12 protein-coding genes are annotated in these 15466 nt (G+C 76.7%); 7 read left to right on the plus strand and 5 right to left on the minus strand.

The window, feature by feature from the left end:
- Nucleotides 1-275 precede the first annotated feature (275 nt).
- Genes ACFYOJ_RS29245 through ACFYOJ_RS29255 form a run of 3 tightly spaced genes read left to right on the plus strand, consistent with a single transcriptional unit; the run spans nucleotide 276 to nucleotide 3298 of the window.
- Nucleotides 276-767 carry an SRPBCC family protein gene (locus ACFYOJ_RS29245; protein WP_356556286.1) on the plus strand — a complete coding sequence of 164 codons (492 nt, stop codon included), beginning with the start codon at nucleotides 276-278 and terminating at the stop codon, nucleotides 765-767.
- Complete coding sequence (locus ACFYOJ_RS29250) at nucleotides 760-2379, plus strand: NAD(P)/FAD-dependent oxidoreductase (RefSeq protein WP_356556284.1); 1620 nt, start codon at nucleotides 760-762, stop codon at nucleotides 2377-2379. Before ACFYOJ_RS29245 ends, ACFYOJ_RS29250 begins: the two co-directional genes overlap by 8 nt.
- A 37-nt stretch (nucleotides 2380-2416) precedes the next feature.
- Nucleotides 2417-3298, plus strand: coding sequence for an SDR family oxidoreductase (locus ACFYOJ_RS29255; protein ID WP_356556283.1), 882 nt, complete (start codon nucleotides 2417-2419; stop codon nucleotides 3296-3298).
- Nucleotides 3299-3336: 38 nt separating this feature from the next.
- On the opposite strand, the gene ACFYOJ_RS29260 is transcribed toward ACFYOJ_RS29255, so the two are convergent.
- From ACFYOJ_RS29260 to ACFYOJ_RS29270, 3 genes are read right to left on the minus strand one after another with little or no spacing between them, the layout of a single operon-like run.
- On the minus strand, nucleotides 3337-4890 hold the full coding sequence (locus ACFYOJ_RS29260; protein ID WP_356556282.1) for an FAD-dependent oxidoreductase: 1554 nt from the start codon (nucleotides 4888-4890) through the stop codon (nucleotides 3337-3339).
- The gene (locus tag ACFYOJ_RS29265; protein WP_356556281.1) at nucleotides 4887-5621 is read right to left on the minus strand and encodes a methyltransferase domain-containing protein; all 735 of its coding nucleotides are present in this window, start codon (nucleotides 5619-5621) and stop codon (nucleotides 4887-4889) included. Before ACFYOJ_RS29265 ends, ACFYOJ_RS29260 begins: the two co-directional genes overlap by 4 nt.
- A gap of 42 nt (nucleotides 5622-5663) precedes the next feature.
- Nucleotides 5664-6875, minus strand: coding sequence for a lycopene cyclase family protein (locus ACFYOJ_RS29270; protein ID WP_356556279.1), 1212 nt, complete (start codon nucleotides 6873-6875; stop codon nucleotides 5664-5666).
- A 440-nt stretch (nucleotides 6876-7315) separates the two neighbouring features.
- On the opposite strand from ACFYOJ_RS29270, the gene crtI reads away from it, so the two are divergent.
- From crtI to ACFYOJ_RS29290, 4 genes are read left to right on the plus strand one after another with little or no spacing between them, the layout of a single operon-like run.
- The gene (gene crtI, locus ACFYOJ_RS29275; protein ID WP_356556277.1) at nucleotides 7316-8818 is read left to right on the plus strand and encodes a phytoene desaturase family protein; all 1503 of its coding nucleotides are present in this window, start codon (nucleotides 7316-7318) and stop codon (nucleotides 8816-8818) included.
- Nucleotides 8815-9780 carry a phytoene/squalene synthase family protein gene (locus ACFYOJ_RS29280; RefSeq protein ID WP_356556275.1) on the plus strand — a complete coding sequence of 322 codons (966 nt, stop codon included), beginning with the start codon at nucleotides 8815-8817 and terminating at the stop codon, nucleotides 9778-9780. Before crtI ends, ACFYOJ_RS29280 begins: the two co-directional genes overlap by 4 nt.
- Complete coding sequence (locus ACFYOJ_RS29285) at nucleotides 9777-10787, plus strand: DUF5914 domain-containing protein (RefSeq protein WP_356556273.1); 1011 nt, start codon at nucleotides 9777-9779, stop codon at nucleotides 10785-10787. The genes ACFYOJ_RS29280 and ACFYOJ_RS29285 overlap by 4 nt, the downstream gene beginning before the upstream one ends.
- A 16-nt stretch (nucleotides 10788-10803) precedes the next feature.
- Nucleotides 10804-11295: an MSMEG_6728 family protein gene (locus tag ACFYOJ_RS29290; RefSeq protein WP_356556272.1), complete on the plus strand. Its 492-nt coding sequence runs from the start codon at nucleotides 10804-10806 to the stop codon at nucleotides 11293-11295.
- Between the two features lie 82 nt (nucleotides 11296-11377).
- Here ACFYOJ_RS29290 and ACFYOJ_RS29295 read toward each other — a convergent pair whose 3' ends face one another.
- Both ACFYOJ_RS29295 and ACFYOJ_RS29300 read right to left on the minus strand, forming a co-directional pair.
- Nucleotides 11378-12865, minus strand: a complete 1488-nt coding sequence (locus ACFYOJ_RS29295) for an MFS transporter (protein ID WP_356556345.1) — start codon at nucleotides 12863-12865, stop codon at nucleotides 11378-11380.
- 527 nt (nucleotides 12866-13392) lie between these two features.
- On the minus strand, nucleotides 13393-15462 hold the full coding sequence (locus ACFYOJ_RS29300) for an iron ABC transporter permease (RefSeq protein ID WP_356556270.1): 2070 nt from the start codon (nucleotides 15460-15462) through the stop codon (nucleotides 13393-13395).
- Nucleotides 15463-15466: the final 4 nt, after the last annotated feature.

Raw genomic sequence — 15466 nt, forward strand, 5'->3', positions numbered from 1 at the left:
CCGGGTGTGCCGTGGCCGGGATCCCCGAGTCGGCCGCGGCACACCCTCTCCGGACGGTGCTCCGGCACGTACCCGTGCCTTCCCGCGCCAGCGTGGTGCCCCCGCACCGCGCCCACGCGCCTTCGGCGGCGCGCTCGTCCTGGTGGCGCTCCTCGACGGCACCGTGGGCCCCGGCCGTCCGCGCCTCTCCGACCTCCCGGCCGTTCCGGTTGTCCGGGCGCGGACGGGGCACTCGGTGCGCAGTCCTGGCGAAGCTCTCGGACACGGAGGCGCGCGTGGCGGTTCGGCATCGGTTGATCAAGACGACCCCGCAGGCGGTGTGGGACGTGCTCGCGGACGGGACCCGGTACGCGGACTGGGTCGTGGGGACGTCGTCCGCCGCCCCCAAGCGGGGACAGTGGCCGCAGGTCGGCGCGGCGCTCGGCTACGAGGTCCGCCTCGGGCCGGTCTGCCTCAGGAACGAGACCGTCGTCCGTCGCTGCGAGGAAGGCTCCGTCCTGGAACTGGAGGCGATCGCGGGCCCGCTCGGCACGGCACGGATCGCCATCGAGCTCCGCCCCTGGGGCGAGCAGTGCCTGGTGATCGTGGACGAACACCCCCTGCGCGGCGCCGGCGGGCTGCTGCACAACATGGGTGTCGAGGCGGCGATCCAGCTGCGGCACCGGGCCATGCTCGCCCGGCTGGCCAGACTGTGCGAGGACGGCGCCGGGGAACAGAGCCGGCCCGACTCCGCCCCGGCGGCCGGAACGGAGGCCGGCCATGCCTGACGCGGTCGTGATCGGCGCCGGACCCAACGGACTGGTCGCGGCGAACCTCCTGGCGGACGCCGGCTGGAGCGTGGAGGTCCTGGAGGAACAGCCCGGACCGGGCGGGGCGGTGCGCCACGACGGCGAGGTCGCCCCCGGCTTCGTGAACGACCTGTTCAGCTCCTTCTACCCGCTCGCCGCGGCCTCCCCCGTCCTGTCCGGGCTGCACCTGGAGGAACACGGACTGCGCTGGTCCCACGCCCCCCACGTGCTCGCCCACCCCCTGACCGACGGCACCTGCGCGGTCCTCGACCGGGACGTCGGCACCACCGCGGCCTCCCTCGACGTCTTCGCCCCCGGGGACGGCGCCGCCTGGCACCGCCTGCACGACGTCTGGGACCGCTACCGGGCCGACATCCTGGACGCCCTGTTCACGCCCTTCCCGCCGGTGCGGGCCGCCGCCCGGCTGGCCCTGCGCCTGCGCGGCGCGGGCGGCCTCCGGCTGGCCCGCACCCTGGTGCTGCCGGTACGCCGCCTGGGCGAGGAGGAGTTCCGCGGCGAGGGCGGCAGACTGCTCCTGGCGGGCAACGCCCTGCACGCGGACCTCGCGCCCGAGGCCGCGGGAAGCGGCGGCTTCGGCTGGCTGATGTCGATGCTCGGCCAGACCTACGGCTTCCCCGTGCCGGCCGGCGGCTCCGGCGCCCTCACCGACGCCCTCGTCCGCCGGCTGCGCTCGCGCGGAGGCACCCTGCGCTGCGGGCAGCGCGTCGACCACGTCGTCGTCCGCGGCCGGCGCGCGGTGGGCGTGCGCACGGCCGGCGGGGAGACGGTCGCCGCCCGGCGGGCCGTCCTCGCGGACGTGTCCGTGCCCGCCCTGTACGGGACCCTCCTCGACCCGGGGGACCTGCCCGGCCAGGTCCTCGCCGACCTCGAGCGCTTCCAGTGGGACTTCGCCACCTTCAAGGTGGACTGGGCGCTGGACGGCCCCGTGCCCTGGCAGTGCGCCCGGGCGGCCGGTGCCGGGACCGTGCACCTGGCCGACGGCCTCGACGAACTGACCCGGTTCGCCGCGCAGATCGCGATGCGGCAGGTCCCCGACCGTCCCTTCGCCCTGTTCGGCCAGATGACGACCTCCGACCCCACCCGCTCCCCGGAGGGCACCGAGTCCGCCTGGGCGTACACGCACGTCCCGCAGGACGTCCGGGGCGACGCGGGCGACGACGGCATCACCGGCAGCTGGGACCCGGGGGAGCAGGAGACCATGGCCGACCGGGTCGAACGCCAGGTGGAGCGCTTCGCCCCCGGCTTCCGCTCCCTGATCCGGGCCCGCCGCGTCCTGGCCCCGCCGACGCTGCAGTCGATGGACGCCAATCTCCACGGCGGCGCCATCAACGGCGGCACCACCGCCATGCACCAGCAGCTCTTCTTCCGCCCCGTGCCCGGCACCGGCCGGCCGGAGACACCGGTGGCCGGCCTCTTCCTCGCCTCCGCGGGCGCCCACCCGGGCGGCGGCGTGCACGGCGCGCCCGGCGCCAATGCCGCCCGCGCCGCCCTGCGCCGGCACCGGCTGGCCGGACCGACCCGCCTCCAGCGGGCCCTCACCGGCCGCGACCGCACGGGCGACCGGCGATGACCGGCCCCGGCCCGGCCCCGCAGGGGAGGGACACCCGGTGACGGGCAGCCCTCTGCGCGACCGCACCGTCGTGGTGACCGGCGCCGCCCGCGGCCTGGGCGCGGCACTCGCCCGCGCGTGCGCGGACCGGGGCGCCCGGCTCGCCCTGCTCGGCCACGAGAAGCCCCGGCTGGACGCCCTGGCGGCGTCCCTGCCCGCCCCGGCGCTCGCCCTGGACGCCGACGTCACCGACGCCGCCGCGCTCGGCGCCGCGGCCGAGGAGGTGCGCGCCCGCCTGGGACCGCCCTCGGTCGTGGTGGCGAACGCCGGCATCGCCGTGGGCGGCCCCTTCGCCGGCTCCGACCCGGACGAGTGGCGCCGCGTCGTCGACGTGAATCTGACCGGCAGCGCCAACACCGCGCGCGCCTTCCTGCCGGACCTGTTCCGCACGGCCGGGTACAGCCTCCAGATCGCCTCGACCGCGTCCCTCGGCGCCGCCCCCATGATGAGCGCCTACTGCGCCTCCAAGGCGGGCGTGGAGGCGTTCGCCCACGCGCTGCGCGCCGAGGTGGCGCACCGAGGGGTCGCCGTGGGCATCGCCTACCTCAACTGGATCGACACCGCCATGATCCGCGACGCCGACCGGTACGCGGTCCTGCGCGAACTGCGCGCCCACCTGCCCGCCCCGGCCCGCCGCACCCTCCCGGTGGACCTCGTCGCCGCCCGGGTGGTCCGCGCCGTGGAGCGCCGCAGCACCGCCGTGTACGTCCCCCGGTGGCTGCGCCTGGCCCAGGCGGCACGCCCGGTCCTGCCCGCCGTGGTGATGCGGGCGACCCGCCGCGACCTCCCCGGGCTGGAGGCCGCGGGCGGCACGGACCCGACCGGCCCGCTCGGCACGGGCGGACGGGCGGACCGGTCCGCGGGGAGGTCCGGAACGTAGCGGCGGCGCCGCACGCGGCGCGTCCGGCGCCGGACGGGTCAGCGCGTCCCGTACCTGCGTGCCAGGGCCCGCAGCAGGACGGAGCGGCCGCGGACGGGGACCGTCCACAGCGTCTCGCCGCGTACCCCCCACCGTTCCAGCAGGGCGCCTGCCGCGAGGAACCCCGATGTGGCCGCCCGCTCCATCAGCGCCACCGGCAGGCCCGTACGGACCAGGTCCCCGGCGACGACGAGCGTGGGGTCGGGCGTGCGCACCGTCGGACGGTCGCCGTGGGTGCCGACGCCGAACAGGGGGCAGTCCGCCCGCCACTCGTGCCGTTCGGCGAGGACACGCGCCCGGCGGGTCTCGGGGTAGACCCGGTGCAACTGGCCGACGAGGCGTTTCTCCTCGACGTCCCGGACCGCCTCCGGCGGCAGCGCGTAGGCGTGGAGCTCGACGACGGACCCGCCGGTGCGGGCGGCCCAGCGCGCCGCCTCGCCCTCCCAGTGGGACAGCACGCTGACGTTGTCCAGACAGCCGTAGCCGCTGGTGCCGAGGAAGCCGGGACGGCCGGCCGCGACGGGCCGGTCCAGCCACAGCCGGGAGACCAGGAACGGCGGCGCCGTCCGCAGCCGCGCCACCCGCTCCCGCCAGGCGGCGTCGCCCAGCCCGGGGGAGCGCGCCACCAGCCCTCTGAGACCGTCGGTGTCCAGGGCGAGGACGACGGCGTCGTACGTCCGCGTCCGGGCACCGGCGCTCACCCGGTGCCCACCGGACGGGACGGGACGTACGGCGTCGACGGGCGAGGAGGTCCGCACCTCGGCGCCGAGCCGGTCCAGATACCCGGCGAGCGGGTCCCACAGCGCCTGCGGGAAGGGCTCCCGGGGCACGTCGAAGAGCAGGCCCTCACTGGAACCGAGGAAGTAGATGTGGAACATCAGGGCCATCTCCGCCGCCGACAGCCGCCGCGGATCGGCGAAGAAGCTGCGGGAGAACACCTCGAAGGCCAGATGCCGCGCGGCCGCGGGGAACCGCAGGGTGTCCAGGAAGTCGTGGGCGCTGACGTGGTCCAGCTCCTCGTACACGCGGCGGGGACGCACGTCGAGCAGGGGCAGGGCGGCGGCGGGCCGCAGGGCGAGCAGGTCGCGCGGCCGGAAGCTGGGGCTGAGGAGGGCGAAGCCGAGGGCGCTCCACGGGGGAGTGCGCGGCACCCGGCGGAAGCCGTCGCGCAGACCGCCGCTGTGCAGCAGGGGATAGTCGGGCAGCCCGGTCAGCATGTCCAGGGCGGGGTCGGTGCGGCGCAGCAGGGCCCGCAGGTTGTAGTACTGGCGGAAGAAGGCGTGGAAGCCGCGGCTCATCGTCGCGCGGGTGCCGTCGGACAGGGTGACGGGCCATCCGGCGAGGCGCCCGCCGAGCACCGGCTCCCGCTCGTGGAGCACCACGCGCACCCCCCGTTCGGCGAGCACGGTCGCCGCCGCCAGCCCCGCGATGCCGCCGCCGATCACCGCCACGGACGGCGGCTCGCCGGTGACCCGGTCCCGCCCGGGCCGGGCCGGGACGGCCCGGGCGAGCCGGTCGCGCCCCGGACCCGCCGTACGGCCGGGCCGGTTCACCGGGCGGCTCCCGCCGGGCCGCCGGCCCGCCGGCCGAGGAAGGTGTGGGTGATGCCGGTCTGCCATCCGGGCAGCGGCAGCGTCCGGACCCGCTCGAAACCGGCCCGCGCCAGCCGGTCGGCGAACCGCGGCGCGGTGTCGAACTCCGCGACGCTGTGCCGCAGATGCCGGTACAGGGCCCGGTCGCCGGTGGCCGTCCCGAGCGGCTCGATGACGCCCCGGCACACCGCGGACCACACCAGCCGGTCGGCGCGGCGCCCGCCGAGCGCGTACTCGTGCACCGCCAGCCGGCCGCCCGGCGCGAGCAGCGCGTGCACCGAGCGCAGGACGGCGTCGGGGTCGGCCAGGTTGCGGAACAGGTAGGCGGCGAAGACCGCGTCGAAGGGGCCCTCCAGGCCGGCGGAGCGCAGTTCCTCCGCCGGGGCGTGGACGAACCGCACCCGCGACGGCCACGGCTTGGCCCCGGCCGCGTCCAGCATGCCCGCCGACGCGTCGACCCCGGTGATCTCGGCGTCGGGGAAGACGGCGGCCAACGCCGCCGTGGACGCTCCCGTGCCGCAGCCCAGGTCGAGCACCCGGCGGGCCACCGCACCGCCGCCGGCCAGGGCGAGCCGGCGGGCGGAGCGCCGCAACTGGGCGTGGTAGCCCGGATTGAGCGCGACCAGCCGGTCGTAACGCCCGGCACCGTGGTCGAAGGCGGCGGTCAGCGCGGCGTCGCGCAGCAAGGACATCGAAGGCTCCTGGAGGGGGACGGGAGGGGGCCTGAAAGCGGTTCAGCGGAGGGGGACGGTGGCGGGGGTGCGGCGGGGCAGCCACGGCAGTTCGGCGGCCGTGCGCAGCATCGGCAGGACGGGGGTGCGCACCCCGACCGCGAGGTCCTCGTGCAGCCGCGTGCGCCCGTCGAGGAAGCGCAGCAGCCGCGAGACGGGGACGCGGTCGAACAGCCGGAAGAAGAGGTCCGGTCCGTCGACCCGGCCGGTGTCCAGCGCCCGCAGCAGCACCGCGTCCATTAGCCGCGCCCGCGCCGGGTACGGGGGCGGCGGCACCGGATCGCGGCCCGCCCGTACGGCACGGGCGACGGCCTCCGACTGCCGCTGCACGGCGGCGAACGTGTAACCGGAGGAGGCACGCGTCGCCCCGCCCGCCGTACCGATCCGGAACACGGCACCCGAACCGCCGGCCCGCCGCTCGAACAGCGCGTCGGTCATCGGGATCACCCCCTGCTCCGTCGACAGGACCTCCAGGCCGCCGAGCCCGAGGACCCGGCGCGCGTAGTCGTCCAGGGCGCTGTCATACTGACCGGCCGTCAGCGGGGCCGGCCCGAACTCCGTGTACTCGACCAGCGCCGTGTGCCGGCCGGTCGGCAGCACGTAGCCGAAGGACAGGCCGCGCGCCGGCTGCCGGGTGCGGAAGTCCATCAGGTCGACTGTCGACGGATCGAAGACCGGCCGCGCGGTACGGACGAACCAGCCGCGGAAGTGCTGCAGCAGCCGGGTGCGGGCGGCGGGCGGCCAAAGCGGCGGGCGGGAGTCGAAGACGCAGCGGGCGTCCAGCGCGAGGCGGGTGCCGGCCGGGCCGGTGCCCGTCACCCGTACGGTCCCCTCCGGCAGCACGGTCACGTCGTCGACGGCCGCCTCCAGCCGCCGCAGACCCGGACGGCCCCTCAGATCACGGTCCACCAGCGCCTCGAAGTCGTCCGAGCGGATCATCTTGTAGCGCGCCGGGGCGATGTTCCGCCGGACGACGGCCCCGTCCCGGCCGTGCACCCGCAGCCACTGCCACGACGCCGTCACCGCCGCGTCGAAACGGCCGGGGCCCGCCTCCCAGAAGCACCAGGTGCGGCGCGGCGGCCTCAACTCCCCGGCGGGCGCCTCGACGAGGACGACGGACGGGGCGGGGCGGCGGCCCCTGCCGTCCGGCAGCCGGTGCACCAGGGACAGGCCCGCCGCCCCGGCACCCACGACGACGATGTCCGCGTCGGCCACGACGCGCCTCCTTCCGTCCGCCCGTTCGTCCCCACGGTCCGCCGCCCGCCCCCGCCCACCCGTCACCCGTCCCGCACCGCCGTCGTGCCGGACGGCGCGGACACGGCGGCGCGGTCCCGGCGGAGTATTCCGCCACCGCGCCGCCCGCGCGGACGCGGCGCGCGGGCCGCCCCGGAGCGGCTGCCCGCCGGGCGGGTGACGGCCGTACATGAACGGACCAAGGCGGCATCGTGCCGCGCCCGGCGGGGGAAGGCATGTCGCGGCGTCATGCCGCCCGCGGCACCGGCCCGGCCGGAGCGCCCCCGCGTGACGCGCGCACCCCGGCGGCCGGCCCGGCCCGCTGCCGCTCCCGACGACGAGAGGACCGCGATGCGCCCCAGCACGGCCGGCCACGGAAGGCCGGGGCCGTGGGCCCCGCAGCCCGCCGGGGAGGCCCGGCGGTGACGCGCTCGGTGCCCGGACGCACCGACCACGTGGTGGTCGTCGGCGCCGGACTCGCGGGCCTGTCCGCCGCCCTGCACCTGCTGGGCGCGGGACGCCGGGTGACGGTCGTGGAACGCGACCCGCTGCCCGGCGGCCGTGCCGGACGGCGCGAACTCGGCGGCTACCACCTCGACACCGGCCCGACCGTCCTCACCATGCCCCACCTCGCCGACGAGGCGTTCGCGGCCGTCGGCGAGCGGCTGCGCGACCGCGTGGACCTGATCCCCCTGCACCCCGCCTACCGGGCCTGCTTCGCCGACGGCGCCACCCTGGACGTCCACACCGACGCCGCCGCGATGGAGGCCGAGGTGGAACGCTTCGCCGGCCCCCGCGAGGCGGCCGGATACCGCCGGCTGCGCACCTGGCTCCAGCATCTGCACGCCGTACAGATGCGCCGCTTCATCGACGCCAACTTCGACTCGCCGCTCGGCCTGCTCACCCCCGACCTGGCCCGGCTCGCCGCCCTCGGCGGATTCGGCCGGCTGGACGCGCGCATCGGCCGCTTCCTCACCGACGAACGCCTCAAGCGGGTCTTCTCCTTTCAGGCCCTGTACGCAGGTGTCGCCCCGGCCCGCGCCCTGGCCGCCTACGCCGTCATCGCCTACATGGACACCGTGGCCGGCGTGTACTTCCCGCGCGGCGGCATGCACGCCCTGCCCCGCGCCATGGCCGCCGCCGCCACCGGCGCCGGTGCCGACCTGCGCCTCGGACGGGACGTCACCCGCCTGGAACGGTCCGGCGGCCGCATCACCGCGGTCGTCACCGCCGACGAGCGCATCCCCTGCGACGCCGTCGTCCTCACCCCCGACCTGCCCGTCGCCCACCGGCTGCTGGGCCGCCGCCCGCGCCGCCCGCTGCGGCTGCGCCACGCGCCGTCCGCCGTCGTCCTGCACGCCGGCACCACCCGCACCTGGCCGCACCTCGCCCACCACACGCTGTCCTTCGGCGCCGCCTGGCGGCGCACCTTCGACGAACTCACCCGCACCGGCACCCTGATGACCGACCCCTCCCTGCTCATCACCCGGCCCACCGCCGGCGACCCCGCCCTCGCCCCCGCAGGCCGCCACCTGCACTACGTCCTCGCCCCCTGCCCCAACACCGACATCGGCCCGGGCGCCGAGGCCTGGAGCGACCTCGCGCCCCGCTACCGCGACCACCTGCTCGCCACCCTCGAACGCCGGGGACTGGCCGGTCTCGCCGCCGCCGTCGAGGAGGAGTGCCTGGTGACGCCCGCCGACTGGACCGCCCAGGGCCACGCCGCGGGCACCCCCTTCTCCGTCGCCCACACCTTCGCCCAGACCGGTCCCTTCCGCCCCCGCAACCTGGTGCGCGGCACGGAGAACGCGGTCCTCGCCGGCTGCGGCACCACCCCGGGCGTCGGCGTGCCGACGGTGCTGATCTCGGGCAAGCTCGCCGCCGCCCGCATCACCGGCACACCCCCGGAAAGCGGCCGCCGATGACCCGCCGCGAACTGGACGCCGCCGGCATCACCGACCCGGTGCTGCGCGCCGCCTACACCCGGTGCCGGAGCCTCAACGCCCGCCACGGACGCACCTACTTCCTGGCGACCCGCCTCCTGCCCGCCGGCCGCAGACCCGCCGTGCACGCCCTGTACGGCTTCGCGCGGTGGGCCGACGACATCGTCGACGACCTGGGAGCCGACGCGGCACCCGCCGAGCGCGCCGCCGCGCTGACCCGCCTGGAGGAACGCCTGCGGCACGCCCTGGCCGGCGGCCGTCCCGCCGGGGAGCCCGTGGTCCTCGCCGTCGCCGACACCGCCGCCCGCCACGCCATCGACCCGGCGCACTTCACCGACTTCATGGCCTCCATGCGCAGCGACCTCACCGTCACCGACTACGCCACCTACGACGACCTGCGCGCCTACATGCACGGCTCGGCCGCGGTGATCGGCCTGCAGATGCTGCCCGTGCTCGGCACCGTCACCCCGCGCGAGGAGGCCGCCCCGCACGCCGCCGCGCTGGGCGTCGCCTTCCAGCTGACCAACTTCCTGCGGGACGTCGGCGAGGACCTCGACCGGGGCCGCGTCTACCTCCCCGCCGACCTGCTCGCCGCCCACGGCGTGGACCGGCCCCTGCTGCACTGGAGCCGGCGCACCGGCCGCCACGACCGGCGCATCACCGCCGCCCTGCGGGCCGCCGAGGACCTCACCCGCACCGTCTACCGCGACGCCGCGCCGGGCCTCGCCATGCTGGACCCCGTCGCCCGGCCCTGCATCCGCACGGCGTACGTGCTCTACCGCGCCATCCTCGACGCCATCGCGGACGGCGGGTACGCGGTGCTGCACCGGCGCGCGGTGGTCTCCCGCCGCAGACGCGCGGCCGTCGCCGCCGACGGGATCGCCCGGGTGCTGGCCGCGCGGCTCGGCTCCCGGGGCACCCGACACCTCACGGAGGCCCGATGAACCAGGAACCCCGCCCCCGCCGGGGCCGGTACCCCCTGCGGCTGCGCCGCCGCCCCGTCCCGTGGCCGCGGCAGCGCCCCACCTGGCGCGAGGCCCGGCCGGCCCTCGTCGCCGACGCCCTCGAACGCGCGCTGTCCCGCCCCTCGGGCAACTGGTACGTCGTCGGCGCCACCGCCGGCGTGCGCCCCGGCCGCCCGCTGGCCACCACGGTCGCCGGCGTCGAGGTCGTCGTCTGGCGGGACGCGCGCGGACGCCTGGTCGGCGGCCCCGGCGTCTGCCCGCACCTCGGCGCCCCGCTGGCCGGCAGCCCGGTGCGGTGCGGCACGCTCGTGTGCCGCTGGCACGGACTCGCCCTGGACGGCACCCCGTTCGCCGGCTGGGAGCCCTTCCCGGTCCACGACGACGGCGTCCTGGTGTGGGTGCGGCTGGACACCGTGGGGCAGGAGCCGCCGGCCCCGGCCCCCGCGGTGCCCGCCCGGCCGGACCCGGCGACCGCGCTGGCATCGGTCTGGCGGGGCACCGGCGTCTGCGAGCCGGAGGACGTCGTCGCCAACCGCCTCGACCCGTGGCACGGCGCCTGGTTCCACCCGTACTCCTTCGTGGACCTCACCGTCGTACGGGCCCCGGACGGCACCGGCGGCGACGACCGCTTCCTCGTGGACGTCTCCTTCCGGATCACCGGGCGCCTCGTCGTCCCCGTGCGCGCCGAGTTCACCGCACCCGGACCGCGCACCGTCGTCATGCGCATCACCGACGGCGAGGGCACCGGGTCCGTCGTGGAGAGCCACGCCACACCGCTCGGCCCCGACGACCGCGGCAGACCGCGCACCGCGGTCACCGAGGCGGTGCTGGCCACCTCGGACCGGCCCGGGTTCGGCGCGGCCCGACGCCTGGCACCGGCCCTGCGCCCGCTGATGCGGGCCGCCGCCGGCCGCCTGTGGCGCGACGACCTCGCCTACGCCGAACGCCGCCGGGACCTGCTCCGGCGCGGCGAGTTCCCCGGCTGACCGGAAAGGACGCCCCGTGCAGACCTTTCTGCCCCACCCCGGCTTCCGGGAGTCGGCGCTCGTCCTGGACCGCCGCCGGCTGGGCAAGCAGCGGGTCGAGGCGCTCCAGGTGCTGCGCGCCCTCACCGTGCCCGGCTACGGCTGGAGCCGGCACCCCGCGGTGCGCATGTGGACCGGCTACGAGGAGGCCCTCGTCCGCTACGGCCTGGAGATCTGCCGGGTCTGGCGCGACCGGGGACACCAGGACGGCTGCGCCGCCCAGCTCGTCGCCGGACTCGCCGTCGCCCGGCCCGGCACCGCGGTGCGCGGCCAGCGGGAGCTCGCCGAGGCCGGGGAACTGCCGCCCTGGCTCGGCGACGACGCCTTCCACCGCAGCCACCGGTCGGCGCTGGTGCGCAAGGACCCGGACGCGTACGCCGTACTGTTCCCGGGCGTCCCGGACGACCTGCCCTACGTGTGGCCGGCCTCGGACCGCGAGCCGGGGGAGACGGGGAGCGGGGGAGCGTAGGACCGCCGGGACGCCCGGCCGCCGGCGAGTTCCTCCGAGCCGGCTCCGCCGGCGCTTCCGGCGTGCCGGCGCCGGGGAGGGGTCACCGGCTCGCCGAGCGCTCCTTGGCGAAGGTGTACAGGTCGGCGGAGGTGCTGATCAGCTCCCGCTGTTCGCTCCGGGAGCCGACCATGGGCTGCGAGCCGTGCAGCGGCACCTGGGCGCTCTCCGGCAGGAACCTGACCGTCACCAGCCCGATGGCTCCGGCCGCCATCAGGTAGTAGGCCGGCATCAGTTCGTCGCCGGTGATGCTGACCAGCGCCTCGGTGAACAGCGGTGTGGTGCCCCCGAAGGCGGCGACCGCGAAGTTGAAGCCGATGCCCATGGCCGCGTAGCGCACGGCCGTCGGGAACAGGGCGGGCAGGGTGGCCGCGCTGGGCGCGGCGAAGCAGGCCAGCAGGGTGGACAGCAGCAGCACCCCGAGGACGGGCGCCACGGTGCCGTCGGACTTGATCAGCAGGAACGCCGGCACCGCGAGGACGATCATGGCGGCCGCGCCGACGGCGTACAGCGGGCGGCGGCCGACGTGGTCGCTGAGCCGGCCCAGGAAGGTGATCAGGACGACGATCCACACCATGCCGATCAGCACCAGCACGTCGGCGAAACCGCTGGAGCGGTCCAGGGTCTCGGTCTGGTAGGTCGGCAGGTAGCCGGTGACCATGTAGTTGGTGACGTTGTAGAGCAGCACGATGCCCATGCAGACGAGCAGCGGGCGCCAGTGCTTCTTGACGATGGTCTTGAACTCGGTGCCCACCGACTCCTGGGCGAGGCTCTTCTCGTGCTCGTCGAGCTGCTGCTGGAAGGCGGGGGACTCCTCCAGCTTGAGCCGCATGTACAGGCCGATGACGCCGAGCGGACCGGCGATCAGGAACGGCAGCCGCCAGCCCCAGGAGAGCATCTGGTCCTCGGTCAGCCACAGGTTCAGGCCGGTCACCAGCGCCGAGCCGAGGGCGTAGCCGACGAAGGTGCCGAAGTCCAGCCAGCTGGAGAGGAAGCCGCGCCGCCGGTCGGGTGAGTACTCGGCGACGAAGGTGGTGGCCCCGCCGTACTCACCGCCGGTGGAGAAGCCCTGGAGCATCCGGGCGAGCAGCAGCAGGACCGGTGCGGCGATGCCGATGGTGGCGTAACTGGGGATCAGGCCGATGACGAAGGTGCCGGCCGCCATCATGATCATGGTGGTGGCGAGCACCTTCTGCCGTCCGATGCGGTCCCCGAGAGGCCCGAAGACGAGCCCGCCGAGCGGGCGCACCACGAACGCCGCGGCGAAGGTGGCGAAGGACGAGATGAGCTGGGCGGTCGGGGAGGCGCCGGGGAAGAACACCTTGCCGATGGTGGCCGCCAGGTAGCTGTAGACGCCGAAGTCGAACCACTCCATGCAGTTGCCCAGCGCCGACGCCCCGACCGCGCGTTTGAGCAGGGGTTTCTCGACGACCTGGACGTCCTCCTCGCGGAAGGCCCGTTTGTTGCGGCGGAGCCGGTGGACCAGCTCCTCGCGCACCTGCCGCGGCAGTGCCGCGACCGTGCTCGGCATCTTCCCCCGGCTCAGGGGGCCGGACCGGTCGTCAGGCTTCGCGTCCGTCACGCTGCTGCCTCTCTGTTGCTGCACCACGTTTTGCCTAAGCGAATTCTGCGCCGTAATGATCGCCCGGCGCATGCCAGGGCTGCTGCCCGTGTTCGCGCGGATCACACCGCCGAACGGGCGGGTCCGGGCCGCCCGGGCGCGTGACGGTACCGAACCGTTTGCGTGTTCGAAAGGGTGGGTGAACGCGGACGCGCTCCGGCGGCAGGCCGCCCGGCCCGGCTCCGGTCACGCGGCCCCGCCACACAGCCGGAGGAGCCCGCGCAGAGCAGTCGGGGGGGGGGGGGGGGGGGGGGGCGGGGGGCGGGGCGGGGGGGGGGGGGGGGGGCGGGGGGGGGGCCCGGGGGGGGGGGGCCGCGGCCCCCCCCCCCGCACCCCCCCGCGGCCCCGCCCCCCCCCCCCCGCCCGGCCCCCGCCCCCCCGCCCCCCCCCCCCCCCCCCCGCCCCCGGCGGGGGCGTGTCCCTCGCGGCGTCCGCGCCTACCGCCTGCCGCGCACCAGCAGGTACAGGAAGTACGGCGTGCCGATCACCGCCGTCATCAGGCCCGCGCCGAGCTGGGCGGGGGCGATGACCGTGCGGCCCAGCAGATCGGCGGTGCACACGAGGGAGGCGCCCAGCAGCATCGCCACCGGGACGACCCGCACGTGCCGCCGGCCCACCAGGGCGCGCGCCGCGTGCGGCGCCACCAGGCCCACGAAGCCGATGGTGCCCGCGCAGGCCACGGCGGTCGCGCTGAGCAGGACGCCCAGCACCAGGAAGCCGAGGCGTCCGGCGCCCAGCGGCAGGCCGAGCAGACGGGGCGTGTCCTCGTCCAGCGAGATCAGGTCCAGCTCCGTGCGCCGGGCCACCGCCACGGCCGCGCCGGCCGCCAGCACCAGGGCGACGGGCAGCACGTCCGGCATGGTGCGCCCGTACGTCGAACCGGACAGCCAGGTCAGCGCCTTGGTGGCGTTGAACGGGTCGGTGAGCACGATCAGCAGGCTGATCATCGCGGTCGTCGCGGCGGCGACGCCGATGCCGACCAGGACCAGCCGGTTCTGCTGGAAGCCGCCCCGCGCGGCGAGCCCGAAGACGACGACCGCGGTCACGGCGGCCCCCGCGAAGGCGGCACCGGCGACGCTCCAGCCGCCGGCGACGGGCGAGGTCGTCACCAGGAGGACGGCGCCCAGCGCGGCGCCGCCGGAGACGCCGAGGACGCTCGGTTCGGCGAGCGGGTTGCGGGTGACGGCCTGCACCAGCGTGCCGGACAGGGCGAGCGCCGCACCCGCGCACAGCGCGGCCAGCACCCGCGGCACCCGGGTGTCCAGGACGAAGGAGACGGTCCGTCCGGCCCGGCCCTGTGCCCAGTTGACGACGTCGCCCAGCAGCAGCTTGGTGTCGCCCACCAGCACGGCGGCGACCACCAGGGCGGCCAGCACGGCGACGAGGACGGCCACCGTGGCCAGGAAGACCGTCCGGCTCGGGATGCGCAGCCGGTCCGGCGCGCCGGAACCCGAGGTGTCCCGCAGCCGCAGGGCCATCGCGACCAGGAAGACGGCACCGACCAGGCTGGTGACGACGCCCGTGGGCACGGCCACCGACAGGTCGTCCGGCATCAGGGCCCGCAGCAGCACGTCCGAGCCGAGCACCAGGGCCGCGCCGGTGAGCGCCGCCGCCGGCAGCGCCGCACGGGAGCGGGCGAAGCCGCGGAAGCGGCGGGCGAGGGGGCGGACCAGGGCGGGCGCGGACAGGCCGACGAAGCCGATGGGGCCGGCCAGCGTGACCGCGGCGGCGGACAGCAGCGCCGCCAGGACGACGACGGTGACGCGGGTGGCCCGCACCGGGACGCCCACCCCGCGTGCCGCGTCGTCGCCGAGGGCGAGCGCGTCGACCCGGCGGGCGGTCAGCAGCAGCCCCACGAGGCCGATCAGGGCGACCGGCAGCATCTGCAGGACGCCGTCGAAGCCGTTCTGGGCGATGCTGCCCTGGTTCCACTGGTAGAGGCCCTCCGTCTCCTGGGGGAACAGCAGGAGCAGTCCCTCGGTCACGGAGTTCAGGCCCAGCATCAGCGCGGTGCCGGCCAGGACGAGGCGGACGGTGCCGGTGCCGAGGCCGGACAGGCCCAGCACGACTGCCGCCGCCGCCAGCCCGCCCGCGAAGGCGACACCGGAGGAGGCGAGCATCGGCAGCGAGACGCCGGTGACGCCGACCAGCCCGAGCGCCAGGTACGAACCGGCGTTCACCGCGAGGGTGTCGGGGGAGGCCAGCACGTTGCGGCTGACCGCCTGGAGCACGGCACCGGCCGTGCCGAGCACGGCGCCGACCAGGAGGCCGGCGGCCATGCGGGGCAGCCGGGAGGCGACGACGACGGACGCGTCGCCGGGGTCCGCCCGCCCGGTCAGGGCACGGAACACCTCGGACGGTCCGACGGCGGCGGTGCCCTGGGTGATGTCGACGACCGCGAGGACGGCGACCAGGAGGACGAGCCCGGCCGTCACCGCGGCCGCACCCGACCGGGGCGCGGGAGCCGGCGACGGACGGACGGCGGGTTTCGTTGCGGTGACGGCCATGACC

Origin of the sequence: Streptomyces sp. NPDC006384, assembly GCF_042870695.1 — a bacterium.
Lineage (GTDB): Bacteria > Actinomycetota > Actinomycetes > Streptomycetales > Streptomycetaceae > Streptomyces.

Bases quoted from the DNA above. Each gene is read 5' to 3' on its own strand.
- ACFYOJ_RS29265 (WP_356556281.1), bottom strand. From the start codon at position 5,621: ATGTCCTTGCTGCGCGACGCCGCGCTGACCGCCGCCTTCGACCACGGT.
- ACFYOJ_RS29280 (WP_356556275.1), top strand. From the start codon at position 8,815: ATGACCCGCCGCGAACTGGACGCCGCCGGCATCACCGACCCGGTGCTG.
- ACFYOJ_RS29250 (WP_356556284.1), top strand. From the start codon at position 760: ATGCCTGACGCGGTCGTGATCGGCGCCGGACCCAACGGACTGGTCGCG.
- ACFYOJ_RS29285 (WP_356556273.1), top strand. From the start codon at position 9,777: ATGAACCAGGAACCCCGCCCCCGCCGGGGCCGGTACCCCCTGCGGCTG.
- ACFYOJ_RS29300 (WP_356556270.1), bottom strand. From the start codon at position 15,462: ATGGCCGTCACCGCAACGAAACCCGCCGTCCGTCCGTCGCCGGCTCCC.
- ACFYOJ_RS29295 (WP_356556345.1), bottom strand. From the start codon at position 12,865: ATGCCGAGCACGGTCGCGGCACTGCCGCGGCAGGTGCGCGAGGAGCTG.